The sequence below is a fragment of the Arthrobacter sp. NPDC055585 genome (assembly GCF_053619115.1).
Genome location: NZ_JBSHIT010000001.1, coordinates 372554 through 387956, shown reverse-complemented (window position 1 = coordinate 387956; position 15403 = coordinate 372554). Strand labels below are relative to the sequence as shown.

The window sequence follows — 15403 nt, the reverse complement described above, 5'->3', positions numbered from 1 at the left end:
GCGCGGAGAACTACGGCGGGCGCGCCGGCCGAGCTGTGCCAGAATCTAGGCATGGAAACATCCGCCCACGTCATCCGGGTTCAAGTGCCGATGCGCTGGTCGGACATGGACGCGTACGGCCACATCAACAACGTTGAAGTGGTCCGGATGCTGGAAGAAGCCAGGATCCTCGCGTTCGGTCCGCCCGGAGGCACCGGGGCTCCGGGGATCGAGCCGCCCGTGCCGCTCTTCAACACGGTTCCGCCAAACACCCAGTCGCTGGTCTCCGAACACCGGGTCAAGTACCTCGCTCCGCTGGAGTACCGCAACGTCCCGGCCGACGTCGATATCTGGTTCAGCTCCGTCAAGGGAGCCAGCCTGGCTGTTTCCTACCTGGTATCTGACCCGGTGACGAACAAGCCGTGCATCAAGGCTGAAACCACCCTGGCCTTCGTTGACGCTGCCACCGGAGCCCTGCAGCGGGTCAATGCGGAGCAGCGCGAACTGTTGCGCCGGCATACCGGTGCATCTGTCTTTGCTTGACGGGTCCCCGCGGAAAAGCGCGCGGGCTACCATCTGAGACAGCTGCCTGTCTGAGGTACGGGGGAACCGCTCACTGCCGGAGGAGACCCTGCCGTGTCGAATGATCCGTGGTACAGCCTTGGCATAACGCCGATCGAAGCCTTGTGGGTGGTGGTCTCGGCCATCGGTATCTACGCCGCGTTCTTCCTGCTGATCCGGGGCTTCGGCCAGCGTGCGCTGGCCAGCTGGAGCACCCTGGACAAGGCGATTGTGATTGCCCTGGGCGGCGTAGTGGGCCGGGTCATCCTCGGTTACACACCCACCCTCGCCGGCGGGATCGTCGGACTCATCACCTTGTTCACCATGATGCGGCTGGAAGAGTACCTCCGCCGTACCAAACGCGGCGTGTACCTGAGCAGCAAACCGGTACTGCTGATGGCAGGGGACGAGATCCTCGCCGATAACCTCAAAAAGGCCCGGATCCAGAACGATGAGCTCTATTTCAAATTGCGCCAAGCCGGGATCCGCAACTTCTCCGAGGTCTCGATAGTGCTGCTGGAGCCCACCGGAGACGTGAGCGTGATGCGCAGGGGAGTGCCGGTGGAACGCGAGCTGCTGCGGCGCGTGGCTGACAGGGACCGGATCCCCACCCAGCTGCTGCTGCCGGAGCGGGAGGGGCACCAGCGCACCTAGCGGGGCCCATGGCCGGCCCGGCCCGGGAGCACGATTAGGTGTTTGGGAAGATCCCGTGTAGAGTCTTTCTCAGTTGTTGTGTTGCGCATTTTGTATTTCAAGCGGCGAAACCCAAACGGGCTAGCCGCTTTTCTGTAAAAGCGGTAAAGGAACACCGCGACTGAAACCTCCCGAAAGTCGGGAAGTGTTTCAATCCAGAAGGAATATTAAAATGGCTACAGGTACCGTGAAGTGGTTCAACTCCGAAAAGGGCTTCGGCTTCATTGAGCCGGACGACGGCAGCGCCGACGTCTTCGCTCACTACTCCGCTATCAACTCCAGCGGTTACAAGTCCCTCGAAGAGAACCAGAAGGTCTCCTTCGACACCGAGCAGGGCCCCAAGGGTCCGCAGGCTACGAACATTCAGGGCCTCTAATTCCAGAAGCCTAGACACCGCCGCTAAGGCAGGTATCTAAAAAGAAGAGCAGGACGGGCAACCGTCCTGCTCTTCTTGTTTAACCCCGGCGCTTCCTCTTCAACTTCCTCTTCAACCTCCTCTTCACCGAGAGGGCAGTTACGGCTGGTTTGAGCGTTCAAACGGGCCGTAACTGCCCTCTCGATGGGTTTTTGCCGGCCCAGGAAAGGGAGCTAGTCCTGCACCCGCACAGCGGTTTCGCGCAGATACTGCTCCACCCGGGTATACGCGTCCTGGGTCAAGGCACGCCAGAAGTGCATGGCCAGGCGGGGCTCGTTTTCCTCCAGCTGCGCGATCTCCTCCGCCGGAAGCCGCCAGACCTCCACCGCGCCCTCGGCCTTGACCGTGGTTTCCTGCCTCTTGTCCTCGCCCAGGGCCATCTCGCCGAAGGTCATGCCGGCACCCAGCCGGTTCAGCTTCACCCGGTGCCCGTCTGGTCCGGGCATCAGCGTCTGAACGTGGCCGGACGCAATGAAGTACACACCGCTGAAGCGCTGGCCGATCCGGCGGATGACGTCGCCGTCGTCATACGTCAGCTTTTCCATCCGCGCGGCCACGTCCTTGGCATCTGCCTCATCCATCGGTGCCAGCGCGGGGGAGTGCACCGGAAGGATACGTGCCGGCTGCACCAGATCCACCGCATGGCGTTCCAGCAGCTCCTCCTCACACCACTCGACCGCGGCCGAACGGGTGGCAAAGGACTGGATGTCATGCCCGTCCTCCATCAGGCTTTCCGCCACGGCACCTTCGGCGTCCACGATCGCCAGGCTGCGTCCGGCTTCCGTGAGCATGTGTGCGGCTTCAGCGAACATGCGCATCGCCACCCCGGACACCTCATCCACGCTCCGCAGGTCAAGGACCACCAGTTCGACGTCGTCGTCCAGGGACGCGAGCTCACGCACCATGGCCTCGGCGCCGGCAAAGAGCAGGTCCCCATTCAGTTCAAGAATCCGGGCCCGGGCCACGTTGGCGCGCAGCACCCCGGCTGCTTCCTCGCTGCGGCGGATGCCGGAGGGCGTGGTGCCAATGTCATACGAGCCGCGCAGGGCAGAGCGGCCGGTGCGTCCGGCGCGGACAAAGTGCAGTTCAAGATCACTGGAGAGACGCTGCGCGACGGCGACGCCGCGGACGCTGCTACCGTGCGCGTCCAGCGGCGGAGAGTAGACAGCAAGGCCGATCTGGCCCGGAAGCACGGCAATGGTGCCTCCTGCCACTCCGGACTTTGCCGGCATGCCGACGCTGCTCATCCAGGCGCCGGCGTCGTCGTACATTCCGCAGGTAGCCATGACGGAGAGCACCCGCTCCACCGGTGCAATATCCAGGACCTGTTCTTTGGTGAGCGGATTGCGGCCGCTGTTCGCCAGAGTCGCGGCCATCATGGCCAGGTCCAGCGCGCTGACCATCACCGAGCACTGCCGGAAGTAGTCCTCAATCACCGGGGTGGGGTCGGATTCGATGATGTCGAAGCTGCGCAGCAGGTAGGCCAGCGCGTGGTTGCGGTGGCCGGACTTGAGCTCGGACTGGTAGATCCGTTCACTGACGGAGAGCTGGCGCCCGGCGAACGCGGAATAGGTGTTCAGGATCCGCTTAAACCGGGAGTTTCCTCCGGAGCCGCGGACCAGGGAGGTAGCCGTCAGTGCTCCAGCGTTGATCATGGCGTTCGCCGGGCGGCCGGTGCCCTCGGCGAGGGAAATCTCGTTGAAGGAATCCCCGGACGGTTCAACATCAACCTTCGCATCGACGTCGTCCATGCCGCGGTCCGCCAGTGCGAGCCCGTAGGTGAACGGCTTGGAGATCGACTGGATGCTGAACTCCTCACGGGTATCCCCAATCTCGTAGACGTACCCGTCCGCAGTGGCAAGGACAATGCCAAAGTTGTTCGGATCGACGTTCGCCATCGCCGGAATCGAACTGTACGGCTTGCCGTCCTTCAGGTCGGCTATCTCGGTGTGGATTCGCTGCAGGTAGTGATCAATGGGGGAGTCCATCCAACCAGCCTACGGGGGTCCTAAAACCCCGTGACCTGACCGTTACCTCTGTGTATACTGGCACGCAGTTGTTGTGTTGAGCGTTTGAACTTGAAGCGGCGAACCCCGAAACCAGGGCCAGCCGCTTTTTTTGTCCATACGCTGCATGGGACACTTCAGCTGGAAACTCCTCGACGGTCGGGGAAGTTTCGCCTCAGAAGGATGATTAAAAATGGCAACAGGCACCGTGAAATGGTTCAACTCCGAAAAGGGCTTCGGCTTCATCGAGCCCGATGACGGCAGCGCCGATGTTTTCGCCCACTACTCCGCCATCAACGCGAGCGGCTACCGCTCCCTCGAAGAGAACCAGAAGGTTAGCTTCGATACCGAACAGGGACCCAAGGGCCCCCAGGCGGTAAACATCCAGGCTGTCTAACCAAAGACTTCCGGCCCTTTCACGGGCCAGCTGGACTCAGGATGCAGGACGGTTTTCCGTCCTGCATCCTCTGTTTAACCACGCATCCATCAACTGCTGATGGGGAGCAACCGGCGGACATTCCCTGCGGCGGGCAGCCGGCGTACTTTGAACAGCATGGCCAGCAACAAGAAGAAGATGACTCCCGCAGACCTTGGACTGGACCTCAGCTCCGGCGCGCCGGATCAGCTCTACCGGTGGCTGCTCGCCAGCCTGCTGTTCGGCAAGCGCATTCAGCAGGAGATCGCCGCCCGCACCTGGCACGTCCTGATCGACAACGGGCTCACTGGCCCCGAAAAGTTTGCAGACGTCAGCCGGGACCAGCTGATGCGCCTGCTCACCGAAGGCGGCTACGTCCACTACCGCTGGAAGGAGGATGACGAGCTGCACACCGTGATGGCGGGAATCATCAGGGAGTTCGGTTCCGTATCGGACATGGTCAAGGACGCGGAATCCCCGGCAGAGCTCCGCCGCCGGCTCGAGCAATTCCCCGGCATAGGCCCGGTGACCGCGAACATCTTCCTGGAATGGGTGCCTGAACGCTTCAACGGCACATATGCCGGATGAGACCGGTGCTGCGGCAGGGCGGCCGGAGCAGGACATATCCGCCACACGGGCGTAACGCAGCACACAATTCCGGCCGGGTTCTGCCTATACTCCTAACAGCTTCAAGAACTGCGGCCGCCAAGCTCCGACTTGGCCGCATACCAACCCCACGCTCGTTGGGTGGTTCGGATGAAGAAGCGGCCTGCACTCGCCTTCGGGGCAACCGGTGCCAGGCAAGAGCACGCCGAAAGGACCGGCGCCCGGCGCCGCAGCCATGGACACTTCTGTACCCGTTTCCCTCAACGCAGTCAGCCTGCAGGATTACGAGGCCCTCGTCAGCATCCGGGAAGCTTTCGTCAACTTCCTGCTGGGCGAGCCTGCCGCCGCATGAGCGGTCCCTCGGGCCTGCTCCTGGATACACCGGTCCTGGCGGAGGTCCGCAGCGGATCGCCGGATCCCGCCGTCGTGGGTTTCCTCCGCAGCCGCAGCCACCTGCGCGTCTTTGTGTCGGCACTGACCATAGGCGAACTTGAGTCATCGTCGCCCGGATGGCTCCGCGAGCTGTCCTCCCGGTTCACGGCCAACATCCTGCCGGTGGACCACGAGGTTGCCCTGCTCTGGCGCACGCTTCCGGAAGCAGCGCCCGGGGATGCCCGTGGTGTCCTCCGGACCTGGCTCGCCGCTACGGCCATCCAGGGCAATTTGACGGTCGTGACCCCCGAACCTGAGGCGTTTGTGGCCTGTGGGGCCAGTGCGGTCAGCCCGTTCACGGAATTCCACTGAGTGCAAGCCCTGTGAGAGAATTCATTGTCCCGGGTGAGGCCGGGCACACTGCCGCGTGCTGTCCTGGCGCCGCGGCCACTCGCTAGTTAGGAATTCTTGGCCGATGGCTGAAAACAATCCCCGCGCTGACGCGGTACCGCATTCGGAGCGGATCGATGATGACGGCGGCAAGGCTGCCAAATGGAAAATAGTTGGCCCCGGACTCGTGGTTGCGGCCACGGGTGTTGGCGCAGCCGACATGGTTGCGACCCTGGTCGCGGGCTCACGCTACGGCTATGGCCTGCTCTGGGCAGTCATCCTCGGCGTCATCCTGAAGATCATCCTGGTTGAGGGAGCGGGCCGCTTCACGCTCGCCACCGGCAAGACCATCTTCGAGGGCTGGCGTTCCCTGGGCCGCTGGACCACCTGGTACTTCGGCCCGTACATCATGATCTGGGGCTTCGTTTACGGTGCCACGGCCATGTCTTCCGCCGCGCTGCCGCTGGCGGCGGTCTTCCCGTTCCTGCCGCTGTGGGCCTGGGCGATTGTGATGGGCCTGGCAGGCTTTGTGATGGTGTGGTTCGGCAAGTACGCCACGTTCGAGAAGATCACCGCGGCCCTCGTCGGGCTGATGTTCATTACCGTTGTCGGTCTGGCAATCATCGCCACCCCGAATATCCCGGAGATGTTCAAGGGCCTCGTCCCGATGATCCCCGAAGGCGGCATCGTCTACACGCTGGCGCTTGCCGGCGGCGTCGGCGGCACCATCACGCTGGCTGCCTACGGCTACTGGCTGCGTGAAAAGGGCTGGTACACGCCTAAGTGGATGAAGGTCATGCGCATCGACAACTCGATGGCGTACGTCATGACTGGCATCTTCGTCATCGCCATGCTCATCGTGGGTGCCGAAGTTGTGCGCACCGCGGGCATCACCCTCAGCGCCGGAGACAAGGGACTGCTGGATCTCTACGACGTGCTGAAGCTCGAATACGGCGACTTCGTGGGTACCGGCTTCCTGATCGGTTTCTGGGCAGCGTCCTTCTCCTCCATCATCGGGGTCTGGAACGGCGTTTCCCTGATGTTCGCCGATTTCTGGGGCAACATGCGCGGCAAGGAATCCGGCCACCCGGACACCCGCGTGGGCGGCAAGTACTTCAAGTTCTACGTCCTGTGGCTGACCTTCCCGCCCATGATCCTCTTCGCCCTGGGTCAGCCGATCGGCCTGATCCTGGCGTACGGCGTGCTGGGCTCGCTGTTTATGCCGTTCCTCGCAGTCACCCTGCTGGGCCTGCTGAACGGCAAGCGCATCCCCAAGGAATGGGCCAACCGTCTGCACACCAATATCGCGCTGGGTCTCACCGCCCTGCTGTTCATCATCCTGGGCCTGCAGCAGGCCTGGAAGGCTCTCGCACCGGTACTCGGCGGGGAGTAATCCCGCGAGCCGGACGGGCTCCCGGGCCCCTTCCGGGGAGCCCGGATCGAAGCACCCGAAACTGCCCTGCCGCGCCCTCGCGCAGCAGGGCAGTTTAGCGTATTGCACCTGCTTCCACGAGGGAAAAACGCAGTTCGAAAATATGTAGGGAAAGCCCATCTACGCCCCGAGCACCCTCCGCTACGCTGTAATGGCGAGAGAAGGTTGCAGCATGGAAATCAGCGCAGCGGGTGGCCTGAATCGTCTGATTGCGGGCCGATACCGACTCATCGAACCTATTGGCCACGGTGGCATGGCCACCGTCTACCGAGGACTGGACGAGGCTCTCGGCCGCGACATCGCCGTGAAGCTCTTCCGGGCCAGTGCTGTTGACCCCGACGACGTCGGGCGGCAGGAAACCGAGATGCGGCTTCTGGCTTCCCTCACCCATCCCGGGCTGGTCACGCTCTACGACGCAGGCAAGGACGACGCCGGACGAGACGACGGTCCCGACGGTGAACCCCGGGCTTTCCTGGTCATGGAACTCGTGGACGGGCCGGATCTGCGCAAACGGCTGCGTGAAAAACCGGTACCGGCCGCTGATGTTGCCTACATTGGTGCGGAACTGGCCGGCGCGCTGGCCTACATCCATGCGCGGGGCGTTATTCACCGGGACGTAAAACCTGCGAACATCCTGTTGCCGCCGGCCGTCGCCGGGACGGCGCCCCGGGCACAACTTACGGACTTCGGAATCGCCCGGGTGATCGACGGCGCCCGGTTCACAGCGACCGGAGCCACGCTGGGGACAGCCAATTACCTCAGCCCGGAACAGGCATCAGGCCGTTCGGCCTCCGGGGCTTCGGACATCTATTCCCTTGGCCTGGTGCTTCTGGAATGCCTGACCGGCAGGATCGAATTCGGCGGCAGCCCTCTTGAAGCTGCAGTGGCCCGGCTGAGCCGGGATCCGGAGATTCCCGACTCACTGGGAAAACAGTGGCAATCGCTTCTGACGGGTATGACGGCGCGTGATCCGGACTCCCGGCCCACTGCGGCGGAAGTCTCATCTGCCCTTCTGGACTACCGATGGGCGGTTCCTGACCCCGCCGCTTCTGCTGGAGCGCAGGCCCAGGGCCCTCAGGCACTGGGTCCAACGACTGAGCGCCCGGCGGGCTCGGATACCGCTGACATACGGGACCCTGCCAACGACACAGCAGCAGCGGAATCCGGCGCATCCGCGGCAGCCCTGGCTGCCGGAGCGGAGTCCGGTCCGGCGGCTGTACCCGGGGCAGACGCACCATTGCCTTCACCTGCGGCGGCGTTTGGCGGAAAGGACGTCCGCACACCCGCCATGGAACGTGCCGCGGCAGCCTACCTGGCCAAAGACGCATCGGACCATCCCGACATACACACACCGGCAGCTCCGCCCACGCCTCCTTCCATCGGAATCGTGCAGGGTGGGGTCCCAGCCGGCCGCAAACACAAGGCGCGCTCCGGACGACGATCCTCAGCGGTCATGGCACCAGCCTTTCCGCTGCCTCCCGGCCGTGCTGTGCTGGCCGGGCGCGCGCTGCTCGCGGTGCTCGCCATGACCGTCCTGACAGTCGCCGTCGTCCTGGCTGCTGGCAGGGTAGGAGCAGCCGACTCAGTGAACCAGCAGCCGGCACCGGGCCAGATCGGCGGGACGAGCACCGGCGGCCCGCCGTAGTCCAGCCGCTCCACGCCGGTTTAGGCTGCGGGGCAGCCGGCTGCATACTGGAATGATGAGTTTCCCGTCCCCCGCCCAGACCGACCGCTGCCCTTGCCTGAGCGGAGAAACCTACGGGAACTGCTGCGACCGGTTCCACTCCGGCAGCGCACAGGCTCCGACAGCAGAGGCACTGATGCGTTCGCGGTACAGCGCCTTCGTCACCGGAGACACCGGATACCTTCTGCGTTCCTGGCACCCCAGCACCCGGCCGCCGGAACTTGAGCTGGACCAGGACCTGCGGTGGCGGCGCCTGGACATCATCGCCACTGAGGCAGGAGGACCGCTGGATACAGCCGGCTCCGTCACCTTCGAAGCGCACTACCGCCAGGACGGCGCAGCCGGCGTGCAGCGTGAACGCTCAGAGTTCGTCCGGGAGGACGGCCGATGGCTCTACGTCGCGGGCCAGTAAGGGCTGCTGCCTTCCCCCTGCCGCGGAGCAAGCCTAGGCTTAAATAGCGTCCGACAGTGGTCCGAATCCCCGGGCCCGTACAGGGAAGTCTCCCGAACAGGCGTACGCCTGCCAGTGGTCGGACCCCAGCAGAACGAGGACACCATGAAAGCACTCGTTTATGAAGGACCCGGACAGAAGGCATGGAAGGACGTTCCTGATCCAACGATCCAGGACCCCCGGGATGTGATCGTCAAGATCGACACCACCACCATTTGCGGCACTGACCTGCACATCCTCAAGGGCGACGTTCCGGCTGTCACTCCCGGCCGTATCCTCGGCCACGAAGGGGTGGGAACGGTCACTGAGACGGGCTCCGGCGTCACCAACTTCAAGGCAGGGGACAAGGTCATCCTCTCCTGCGTCTCGGCGGACGGCTCCTGCAGCTTCTGCAAGGACGGGCTGTACTCACACTGCACCGGCTCCGAGGGCCAGTCCGGAATCGGCTGGATCTTCGGGCACCTGATCGACGGAACCCAGGCGGAGTACGTCCGGGTGCCGTATGCGGACACCTCCATGTACATCCTGCCCGAGGGTGTCTCCGCCGAGCACGGCGTGCTGCTGAGCGACATTTTCCCCACCGGTTTCGAGATGGGCGTCCAATACGGCCAGACCAAACCGGGCGACGTCGTCGCTGTCATCGGTGCCGGGCCCGTGGGCCTTGCCGTGATTTCGACGGCGGGCTTGTACGGTGCAGCGAAGATCATTGCCGTTGACCTGGACCAGAATCGGGTGGACCAGGCCCGCCGGTTCGGCGCCACCCATGGGGTGAACTCCGGCGACGCCGACTGGAAAGAGCAGATCATGTCCCAGACGGACGGCTGGGGTGTGGACGTCGCGGTGGAGGCCGTTGGCATTCCCCGGACGTTCGAGATGTGCACCGAGATTGTCCGCCCGGGCGGCAACGTGGCGAACGTGGGGGTTCACGGCAAGCCGGTGAGCCTTGAACTGGACCGGCTGTGGATCGAGAACATCGACATCAGCATGGGCCTGGTCAACACGGACACCCTGTCCATGCTGCTGAAGCTCATGGCGGAGGGAAAGCTCCCAGCGGAGGAGTTCATCAGCCACCGGTATCCGCTCGATGACGTGATGACGGCGTACGACACCTTCTCACGTGCCGCGGAAACCAACGCACTGAAGGTGATCCTCACCGCGTCGTAGCACCCGCACCGTTTTGGAGCGGGTGTAACGGCTGAACATACTGGAAGTACGGACCGCAGCTGCGGCCCGTACTTCCAGTCTGTAGGGGGTATGTAATGTCCGTAGACACGTCCCGCACCATGACCGCCGGCCGGCTTAACGTCGAAACCGGTGCATTTGCGCTCAAGCAGGTTCCGGTTCCGGAGCCCGGACCGGGTTTTGTCCGGGTGAAGGTGGAGGCAGCCGGTGTCTGCCTCTCGGATGTCCACTTGATCCAGGGCCTGCTGCGCCCGAAGTTCCTCAAGGGCAGCGAAGTCACCCTCGGCCACGAGGTTGCCGGAACCATTGACCTGCCCGGACCGGGCGTGACATCCCTGGCACCGGGGGACCGTGTGGTGGTTCAGGCAGGTTATGAATACAACGGAGTGACCCTCACCATGGGGGTGGACTACGACGGCGGGTGGGCCGAGTACCTGGTGGTGCCCGCGGGTGTATGCGTTCCGCTGGGGGATGACATCCCGTTTGACCAGGCCTCCATCATTCCCGACGCCGTTTCCACGCCGTGGGCGGCGATCGCCTCCACCGCCGACGTACGGGCCGGCGAAGCCGTTGGCGTCTGGGGAATCGGCGGATTGGGCGCCCACGGCGTCCAGCTACTCAGGCTCGTGGGTGCGGCGCCGATCATCGCCGTCGACCCGATTCCGGAAGCACGGGCACGTGCCCTCGAACTGGGCGCCGACGCTGCCCTGGATCCGATGGCTGAGGACTTCGCCGAGGCCGTAAAGGCCGCCACCGGCGGCAGGGGGCTCGACGCCGCACTGGACTTCGCGGGTGTCGACGCCGTGCGCAGCCAGGCGCTGGCATGCCTTGGGGTCCGCGGACGCCTTGTCCTAGTCGGCCTGAGCGGCAAACCGGTAACCATTGGTGACAGCACCGGGTTCTCCTATGCGCGCAAGCAGGTCCTTGGCCACTACGGTTCAGAGGCACACCACGTTCCGCAGCTGGTCTCGCTGACGCAGCTGGGCCGCCTGGACTTCTCCGCGTCCATCAGCGCGCGCCTTCCGCTGGGCGAGGCGGAACGGGCAGTGAAGTCGCTGGATGCCAAGGAAGGCAACCCCATCCGAATCGTGCTGATCCCGTAGCGTGCGTCCGGCCGTCCGGCCCTGCCCACCCCACCCCACCGAGATGACAGAAACTGCCCGTTTCAGGCCTGATACGGGCAGTTTCTGTCATCTCGATAAGGGTTTGCGCCGGTGCCGGCACGGCGCGCTTAGGCCTTACCCTGCTTGTCCTTCTTCTTGGACGTGGCGTCCTTTGATTCCTTGATGTCCTTGGCAGCCTTAACCGCTGCCGCCGCGGCGGTGGCCTTCACCGGCGTCGGAACCTTGACCACCTTGGTCTTGGTCTTCGTTTTGCTCTTGGTGTCCAGCACCAGGGCGGCGGCGATTCCCAGCATCCAGACGTCCTTTGCGAACGGGACACCCGCAGCGCTGGGGCGCACGCCGTCGTCTTCGGTGAAGTCCGGCGTCTTCAGGTACATCCGCATCATTCCGCCGGAGAAGGCCCCGAGGGCCAGTCCTGCGAGCCGGCTGGGAACGAACGGCGTCAGGAGGGTCAGGCCGAGGGTGATTTCCGCGGCGCAGAGCAGCTTCCCGAACCTCGCGGGCTCCAGATCCAGGACCTGCGGGAAGGCGTTGCCTGCCAGATGCTGCAGTCCCGCGGCGGACTCTTCATCCAGGTTGCGCTTGTTCAGGCCCGAGTTCAGGATGTAGGCGCCGGTGGTGAGCCGCAGCGGAATGTGGCTGAGTTTCATGGTGGTTCCTCACTCAAGTGGGCAGTGTCCACGCACGAGCCTACGACCGCGTCCCAGCAGGTGGAAGAGTGTATGCGCATTGCCGGCGGAAGATTTCAGACAGACCACCGGACGTGGGTAAACAGTTCACGGCCAGCAGGTGGACATTCGGTGCCAAGGGCCAACATGCCGACGCAAACTGCCCCGCCTCCCAGGATTTCTGCTTTTATTAAGGGGTTACCGGGAAAACCGTCAACAACGCTGGAAGGCCACCAATGGATTACCTCCCGGCCGAGCATCCGCGGCCGCGACATTTCATCCTTCATCTAAGCGACACCCACCTGCTGGCGGGACCGGACCCGCTGTACGGAGCGGTGGACAGCCGGGCCAAGCTGCTCTCCCTCTTTGAACGGCTCGCTGCCGCCGAGCGTAAACCGGAAGCCATCGTGTTCACCGGGGACCTGACAGACAAAGGCGAACCGGAAGCCTACGACGAGCTGCGGTCCATTGTGGAGCCCGCCGCGAAAGCTATGGGCGCACAGGTCATCTGGGTTATGGGCAACCATGACAAGCGCCCGCACTTCAAGGAACGCCTGCTGGGCGAAGCACCGGATATGGCGCCGATGGACCGGGTATATGAGGTCAACGGCCTGCGGATCGTGACACTTGATTCCACGGTTCCCGGGTACCACCACGGTGAACTCAGTGATGCACAGCTTTCCTGGCTGCGCTCAGAACTGCGGACTCCGGCGCCGGAGGGCACCATCCTGGCCCTGCACCATCCTCCGGTTCCCAGCGTCCAGGACCTCACTGTCCTGGTGGAGCTGCGCCATCAGCGCGATCTTGCAGCCGCCCTGGAAGGATCCGACGTCCGGGCAGTTATTGCCGGGCACCTGCACTATTCGACTTTCACGACGTTCGCGGGTATTCCGGTATCAGTGGCTTCGGCCACCTGTTACACCCAGGACCTGGCTACTCCCGGAACCCGGGGCCAGGATGCAGCGCAGGGCTTCAACATGATCCACGTCTACGAGGATTCAGTGGTGCACTCGGTGGTGCCGCTGGAAGAAAGCAGCACTGTTGGCGAGCGGGTGGATGAAGCTGAGACCCGCCGCCGGCTGGAGGCCGCGGGCAGGCGCATCCTCGACGCCCGGACCTTCAGCAACGCGTAGCTACACCATCGAGATGGCAGAAACTGCTCGTTTCAGCCGTCAAAAGAGCAGTTTCTGCTATCTCGTTTAGAGTTCGTCGGGATCCGGTTCCGGGCCAAGGTTGAAGAACCGGCCGGTGATCGATTCAGGAGTGAGTTCCACGTAGCGGTACTTCGGGGTGCGGACCCATGGCTTCAGCGGGAACTTCTCCGCCTCTTCGATCTCTGCACTGCGTTCCAGCTCCCGGCAGGTGCCCTTGATGATGACGGACCAGGCTTCGTCGCTCATGATGCCGTCGGTCTCGAAGGCCACGTGGGAGTTGATCGTCAGGCCGGCCAGCTTGGTGCCGGGGGCCGTCCGGAACAGGATCACGCCGTCGTGGGCGTAGTAGTTGATGGGGAAAATGTCGGGCTGGTTGCCGACGCTGACTGCGATTCGCCCGTGGAAGGTCTTCTCGACGTACTTCCAGGCTTCTTCTGCCGTGAGCTCAACAACCGGAGGCCGTTCTTCAGTAGTCATGCCTCCAGTCTGCCAAGCCGGGACCCGCGCCGCCAGCCAAGGCTCCGGAGCCGGGTTGACTGCCGGCCGCTTACTCACAAAAGTGGAACCGGTAGGATATTTGACCTAATCAGCACGACCTCGAGCGAGAGAGAGCATGATGACGGACGACGACAAGCAGTATGCCGCCCAGGAGCACCTCACCACGCGGCAGGGGCCACCCGGTATCTGATAACCAGAACACCCGCACGGTGGGCTCCCGCGGACCGGCAACCCTGGAGAACTACCAGTTCCTCGAGAAGATCAGCCACTTTGACCGGGAACGGATCCCTGAGCGTGTGGTCCACGCCCGCGGCTTTGTGGCCTACGGTGAGTTCGAGGCAAGCGGCAAGTGGGGCGACGAACCCATTTCCAAGTACACCCGCGCCAAGCTCTTCTCCGAGCCGGGCAAGAAGACCGACGTCGCCATCAGGTTCTCCACGGTGATCGGCGGCCGTGATTCCTCCGAAGCGGCCCGCGATCCGCGCGGTTTCGCCGTGAAGTTCTACACCGAAGACGGCAACTGGGACATGGTGGGCAACAACCTCGGCGTCTTCTTCATCCGTGACGCGATCAAGTTCCCGGACGTGATCCACTCCCTGAAACCGGACCCGGTTACCTTCCGCCAGGAACCTGCACGGATCTTCGATTTTATGTCCCAGACCCCGGAGTCCATGCACATGCTGGTGAACCTCTTCAGCCCGCGCGGCATCCCCGCGGACTACCGCCACATGCAGGGATTCGGCGTCAACACCTACCGCTGGGTCAACGCGGCCGGTGAATCGAAGCTGGTGAAGTACCACTGGCAGCCCAAGCAGGGCGTGAAGTCCCTGACCGAAGAGGACGCCGCGAACATCCAGGCCGGGGACCTCGGCCACGCGTCCAAGGACCTCTACGAGGCCATTGAGCGCGGCGACTATCCGCAGTGGGACCTGTACGTGCAGATGATGGATGACAACGACCATCCGGAACTGGACTTCGATCCGCTCGATGACACCAAGACCTGGCCCGAAGAGGTGTTTGTGCCTCAGTACGTGGGCACCATGACGCTGAACCGGAACGTCTCCGACCACCACAATGAGAACGAGCAGATCTCCTTCGGCACCGGCGTGCTGGTGGACGGACTGGAGTTCTCCGATGACAAGATGCTCGTGGGACGTACCTTCAGCTACTCGGATACCCAGCGCTACCGGGTGGGGCCAAACTACCTGCAGCTGCCGGTCAACGCCCCGAAGAACGCGAAGGTTGCCACCAACCAGCGCGGCGGGCAGATGTCCTACGGCACGGACCTCGCTCCGGGCCAGAACCCGCACGTCAACTATGAGCCGAGCATCACCGGCGGCGTGCAGGAGGCTCCGAAGCAGGGTCCCTCGGCTGTTGGGCCCGAGCTGGAAGGGCGCCTGACCCGTGAACGGATCGAGCGGACCAATGACTACCTGCAGGCCGGCCAGCGCTACCAGCTGATGGAACAGTGGGAGAAGGACGACCTGGTGAAGAACTTCGTCGATAACATCTCCCAGGCAGCCCGTCCGGTACAGGAACGGATGCTCTGGCACTTCTACATGTGCGACGACGAACTCGGCGCACGCGTCGGCGAGGGCCTGGGCATCGGGCTGGCTGAGATCAAGGATCTTGGCCCGCTTCCCACCCAGACCCTGACCGAGGAGGAACAGGAGCGGGTCAAGAACCTGGGCAGCAACGGTCCGCGCAACGTCGAGGGCCTGACCATGACGCACTGCGTTCCCAACGAGCACGTAGTGGTCTCCCGCTAGTCCC

General features: G+C 63.7%; 16 protein-coding genes and 1 riboswitch. Of the genes, 13 read left to right on the top strand and 3 right to left on the bottom strand.

Annotation, left to right across the window (positions count from 1 at the left end; all coding sequences use genetic code 11):
- The first annotated feature begins 51 nt into the window (after nucleotides 1-51).
- The 3 genes from ACWGQ2_RS01645 (at nucleotide 52) to ACWGQ2_RS01635 (ending at nucleotide 1609) form a co-directional block, all read left to right on the top strand.
- Nucleotides 52-522 carry an acyl-CoA thioesterase gene (locus ACWGQ2_RS01645; protein ID WP_452013671.1) on the top strand — a complete coding sequence of 157 codons (471 nt, stop codon included), beginning with the start codon at nucleotides 52-54 and terminating at the stop codon, nucleotides 520-522.
- A gap of 93 nt (nucleotides 523-615) precedes the next feature.
- On the top strand, nucleotides 616-1194 hold the full coding sequence (locus ACWGQ2_RS01640) for a DUF421 domain-containing protein (protein WP_452013669.1): 579 nt from the start codon (nucleotides 616-618) through the stop codon (nucleotides 1192-1194).
- 211 nt (nucleotides 1195-1405) lie between these two features.
- The gene (locus ACWGQ2_RS01635; RefSeq protein WP_055240158.1) at nucleotides 1406-1609 is read left to right on the top strand and encodes a cold-shock protein; all 204 of its coding nucleotides are present in this window, start codon (nucleotides 1406-1408) and stop codon (nucleotides 1607-1609) included.
- 212 nt (nucleotides 1610-1821) lie between these two features.
- On the opposite strand, the gene glsA is transcribed toward ACWGQ2_RS01635, so the two are convergent.
- Complete coding sequence (gene glsA / locus ACWGQ2_RS01630; RefSeq protein ID WP_452013667.1) at nucleotides 1822-3636, bottom strand: glutaminase A; 1815 nt, start codon at nucleotides 3634-3636, stop codon at nucleotides 1822-1824.
- A 211-nt stretch (nucleotides 3637-3847) separates the two neighbouring features.
- Here glsA and ACWGQ2_RS01625 point away from each other — a divergent pair, with 211 nt between their 5' ends.
- The 8 genes from ACWGQ2_RS01625 to ACWGQ2_RS01590 all read left to right on the top strand — a co-directional run bounded on the left by ACWGQ2_RS01625 (nucleotide 3848) and on the right by ACWGQ2_RS01590 (nucleotide 11289).
- Nucleotides 3848-4051 carry a cold-shock protein gene (locus ACWGQ2_RS01625; RefSeq protein WP_066298618.1) on the top strand — a complete coding sequence of 68 codons (204 nt, stop codon included), beginning with the start codon at nucleotides 3848-3850 and terminating at the stop codon, nucleotides 4049-4051.
- A gap of 156 nt (nucleotides 4052-4207) precedes the next feature.
- A complete protein-coding gene (locus tag ACWGQ2_RS01620) occupies nucleotides 4208-4657 on the top strand; it encodes a hypothetical protein (RefSeq protein ID WP_452013664.1) in 450 nt (149 codons plus the stop codon).
- A gap of 99 nt (nucleotides 4658-4756) precedes the next feature.
- A riboswitch (SAM riboswitch) is annotated at nucleotides 4757-4882 on the top strand.
- A gap of 141 nt (nucleotides 4883-5023) precedes the next feature.
- Entirely contained in the window at nucleotides 5024-5419 is a 396-nt protein-coding gene (locus ACWGQ2_RS01615) for a hypothetical protein (RefSeq protein WP_452013662.1), read from the top strand.
- A gap of 103 nt (nucleotides 5420-5522) precedes the next feature.
- The gene (locus ACWGQ2_RS01610) at nucleotides 5523-6830 is read left to right on the top strand and encodes an Nramp family divalent metal transporter (protein ID WP_452013660.1); all 1308 of its coding nucleotides are present in this window, start codon (nucleotides 5523-5525) and stop codon (nucleotides 6828-6830) included.
- 211 nt (nucleotides 6831-7041) lie between these two features.
- Nucleotides 7042-8514 (top strand): serine/threonine-protein kinase, encoded by a 1473-nt coding sequence (locus ACWGQ2_RS01605; protein WP_452013658.1) that lies wholly within the window; start codon nucleotides 7042-7044, stop codon nucleotides 8512-8514.
- Between the two features lie 55 nt (nucleotides 8515-8569).
- Nucleotides 8570-8965 (top strand): YchJ family protein, encoded by a 396-nt coding sequence (locus ACWGQ2_RS01600; protein WP_452013656.1) that lies wholly within the window; start codon nucleotides 8570-8572, stop codon nucleotides 8963-8965.
- Between the two features lie 144 nt (nucleotides 8966-9109).
- Nucleotides 9110-10168, top strand: coding sequence for a zinc-dependent alcohol dehydrogenase family protein (locus tag ACWGQ2_RS01595; protein WP_452013654.1), 1059 nt, complete (start codon nucleotides 9110-9112; stop codon nucleotides 10166-10168).
- A gap of 95 nt (nucleotides 10169-10263) precedes the next feature.
- Nucleotides 10264-11289, top strand: coding sequence for a zinc-binding dehydrogenase (locus tag ACWGQ2_RS01590; RefSeq protein ID WP_452013652.1), 1026 nt, complete (start codon nucleotides 10264-10266; stop codon nucleotides 11287-11289).
- 128 nt (nucleotides 11290-11417) lie between these two features.
- Here the strand turns inward: ACWGQ2_RS01590 and ACWGQ2_RS01585 are convergent, their stop codons facing one another.
- Nucleotides 11418-11960 carry a hypothetical protein gene (locus tag ACWGQ2_RS01585; protein WP_452013650.1) on the bottom strand — a complete coding sequence of 181 codons (543 nt, stop codon included), beginning with the start codon at nucleotides 11958-11960 and terminating at the stop codon, nucleotides 11418-11420.
- 254 nt (nucleotides 11961-12214) lie between these two features.
- Here ACWGQ2_RS01585 and ACWGQ2_RS01580 point away from each other — a divergent pair, with 254 nt between their 5' ends.
- A complete protein-coding gene (locus tag ACWGQ2_RS01580) occupies nucleotides 12215-13111 on the top strand; it encodes a phosphodiesterase (protein ID WP_452013648.1) in 897 nt (298 codons plus the stop codon).
- A gap of 66 nt (nucleotides 13112-13177) precedes the next feature.
- Here ACWGQ2_RS01580 and ACWGQ2_RS01575 read toward each other — a convergent pair whose 3' ends face one another.
- The gene (locus ACWGQ2_RS01575) at nucleotides 13178-13609 is read right to left on the bottom strand and encodes a pyridoxamine 5'-phosphate oxidase family protein (protein ID WP_452013646.1); all 432 of its coding nucleotides are present in this window, start codon (nucleotides 13607-13609) and stop codon (nucleotides 13178-13180) included.
- Nucleotides 13610-13770: 161 nt separating this feature from the next.
- On the opposite strand from ACWGQ2_RS01575, the gene ACWGQ2_RS01570 reads away from it, so the two are divergent.
- Nucleotides 13771-15399, top strand: coding sequence for a catalase (locus tag ACWGQ2_RS01570; protein WP_452013644.1), 1629 nt, complete (start codon nucleotides 13771-13773; stop codon nucleotides 15397-15399).
- Nucleotides 15400-15403: the final 4 nt, after the last annotated feature.

What these genes read in the sequence shown, in the direction of transcription:
- ACWGQ2_RS01570 (WP_452013644.1), top strand. Translation starts at nt 13,771, where the DNA reads ATGCCGCCCAGGAGCACCTCACCACGCGGCAGGGGCCACCCGGTATCT.
- ACWGQ2_RS01575 (WP_452013646.1), bottom strand. Translation starts at nt 13,609, where the DNA reads ATGACTACTGAAGAACGGCCTCCGGTTGTTGAGCTCACGGCAGAAGAA.
- ACWGQ2_RS01595 (WP_452013654.1), top strand. Translation starts at nt 9,110, where the DNA reads ATGAAAGCACTCGTTTATGAAGGACCCGGACAGAAGGCATGGAAGGAC.
- ACWGQ2_RS01620 (WP_452013664.1), top strand. Translation starts at nt 4,208, where the DNA reads ATGGCCAGCAACAAGAAGAAGATGACTCCCGCAGACCTTGGACTGGAC.
- ACWGQ2_RS01600 (WP_452013656.1), top strand. Translation starts at nt 8,570, where the DNA reads ATGAGTTTCCCGTCCCCCGCCCAGACCGACCGCTGCCCTTGCCTGAGC.
- ACWGQ2_RS01580 (WP_452013648.1), top strand. Translation starts at nt 12,215, where the DNA reads ATGGATTACCTCCCGGCCGAGCATCCGCGGCCGCGACATTTCATCCTT.
- ACWGQ2_RS01585 (WP_452013650.1), bottom strand. Translation starts at nt 11,960, where the DNA reads ATGAAACTCAGCCACATTCCGCTGCGGCTCACCACCGGCGCCTACATC.
- ACWGQ2_RS01605 (WP_452013658.1), top strand. Translation starts at nt 7,042, where the DNA reads ATGGAAATCAGCGCAGCGGGTGGCCTGAATCGTCTGATTGCGGGCCGA.
- ACWGQ2_RS01635 (WP_055240158.1), top strand. Translation starts at nt 1,406, where the DNA reads ATGGCTACAGGTACCGTGAAGTGGTTCAACTCCGAAAAGGGCTTCGGC.
- ACWGQ2_RS01615 (WP_452013662.1), top strand. Translation starts at nt 5,024, where the DNA reads ATGAGCGGTCCCTCGGGCCTGCTCCTGGATACACCGGTCCTGGCGGAG.
- ACWGQ2_RS01645 (WP_452013671.1), top strand. Translation starts at nt 52, where the DNA reads ATGGAAACATCCGCCCACGTCATCCGGGTTCAAGTGCCGATGCGCTGG.
- glsA (WP_452013667.1), bottom strand. Translation starts at nt 3,636, where the DNA reads ATGGACTCCCCCATTGATCACTACCTGCAGCGAATCCACACCGAGATA.
- ACWGQ2_RS01590 (WP_452013652.1), top strand. Translation starts at nt 10,264, where the DNA reads ATGTCCGTAGACACGTCCCGCACCATGACCGCCGGCCGGCTTAACGTC.
- ACWGQ2_RS01625 (WP_066298618.1), top strand. Translation starts at nt 3,848, where the DNA reads ATGGCAACAGGCACCGTGAAATGGTTCAACTCCGAAAAGGGCTTCGGC.
- ACWGQ2_RS01610 (WP_452013660.1), top strand. Translation starts at nt 5,523, where the DNA reads ATGGCTGAAAACAATCCCCGCGCTGACGCGGTACCGCATTCGGAGCGG.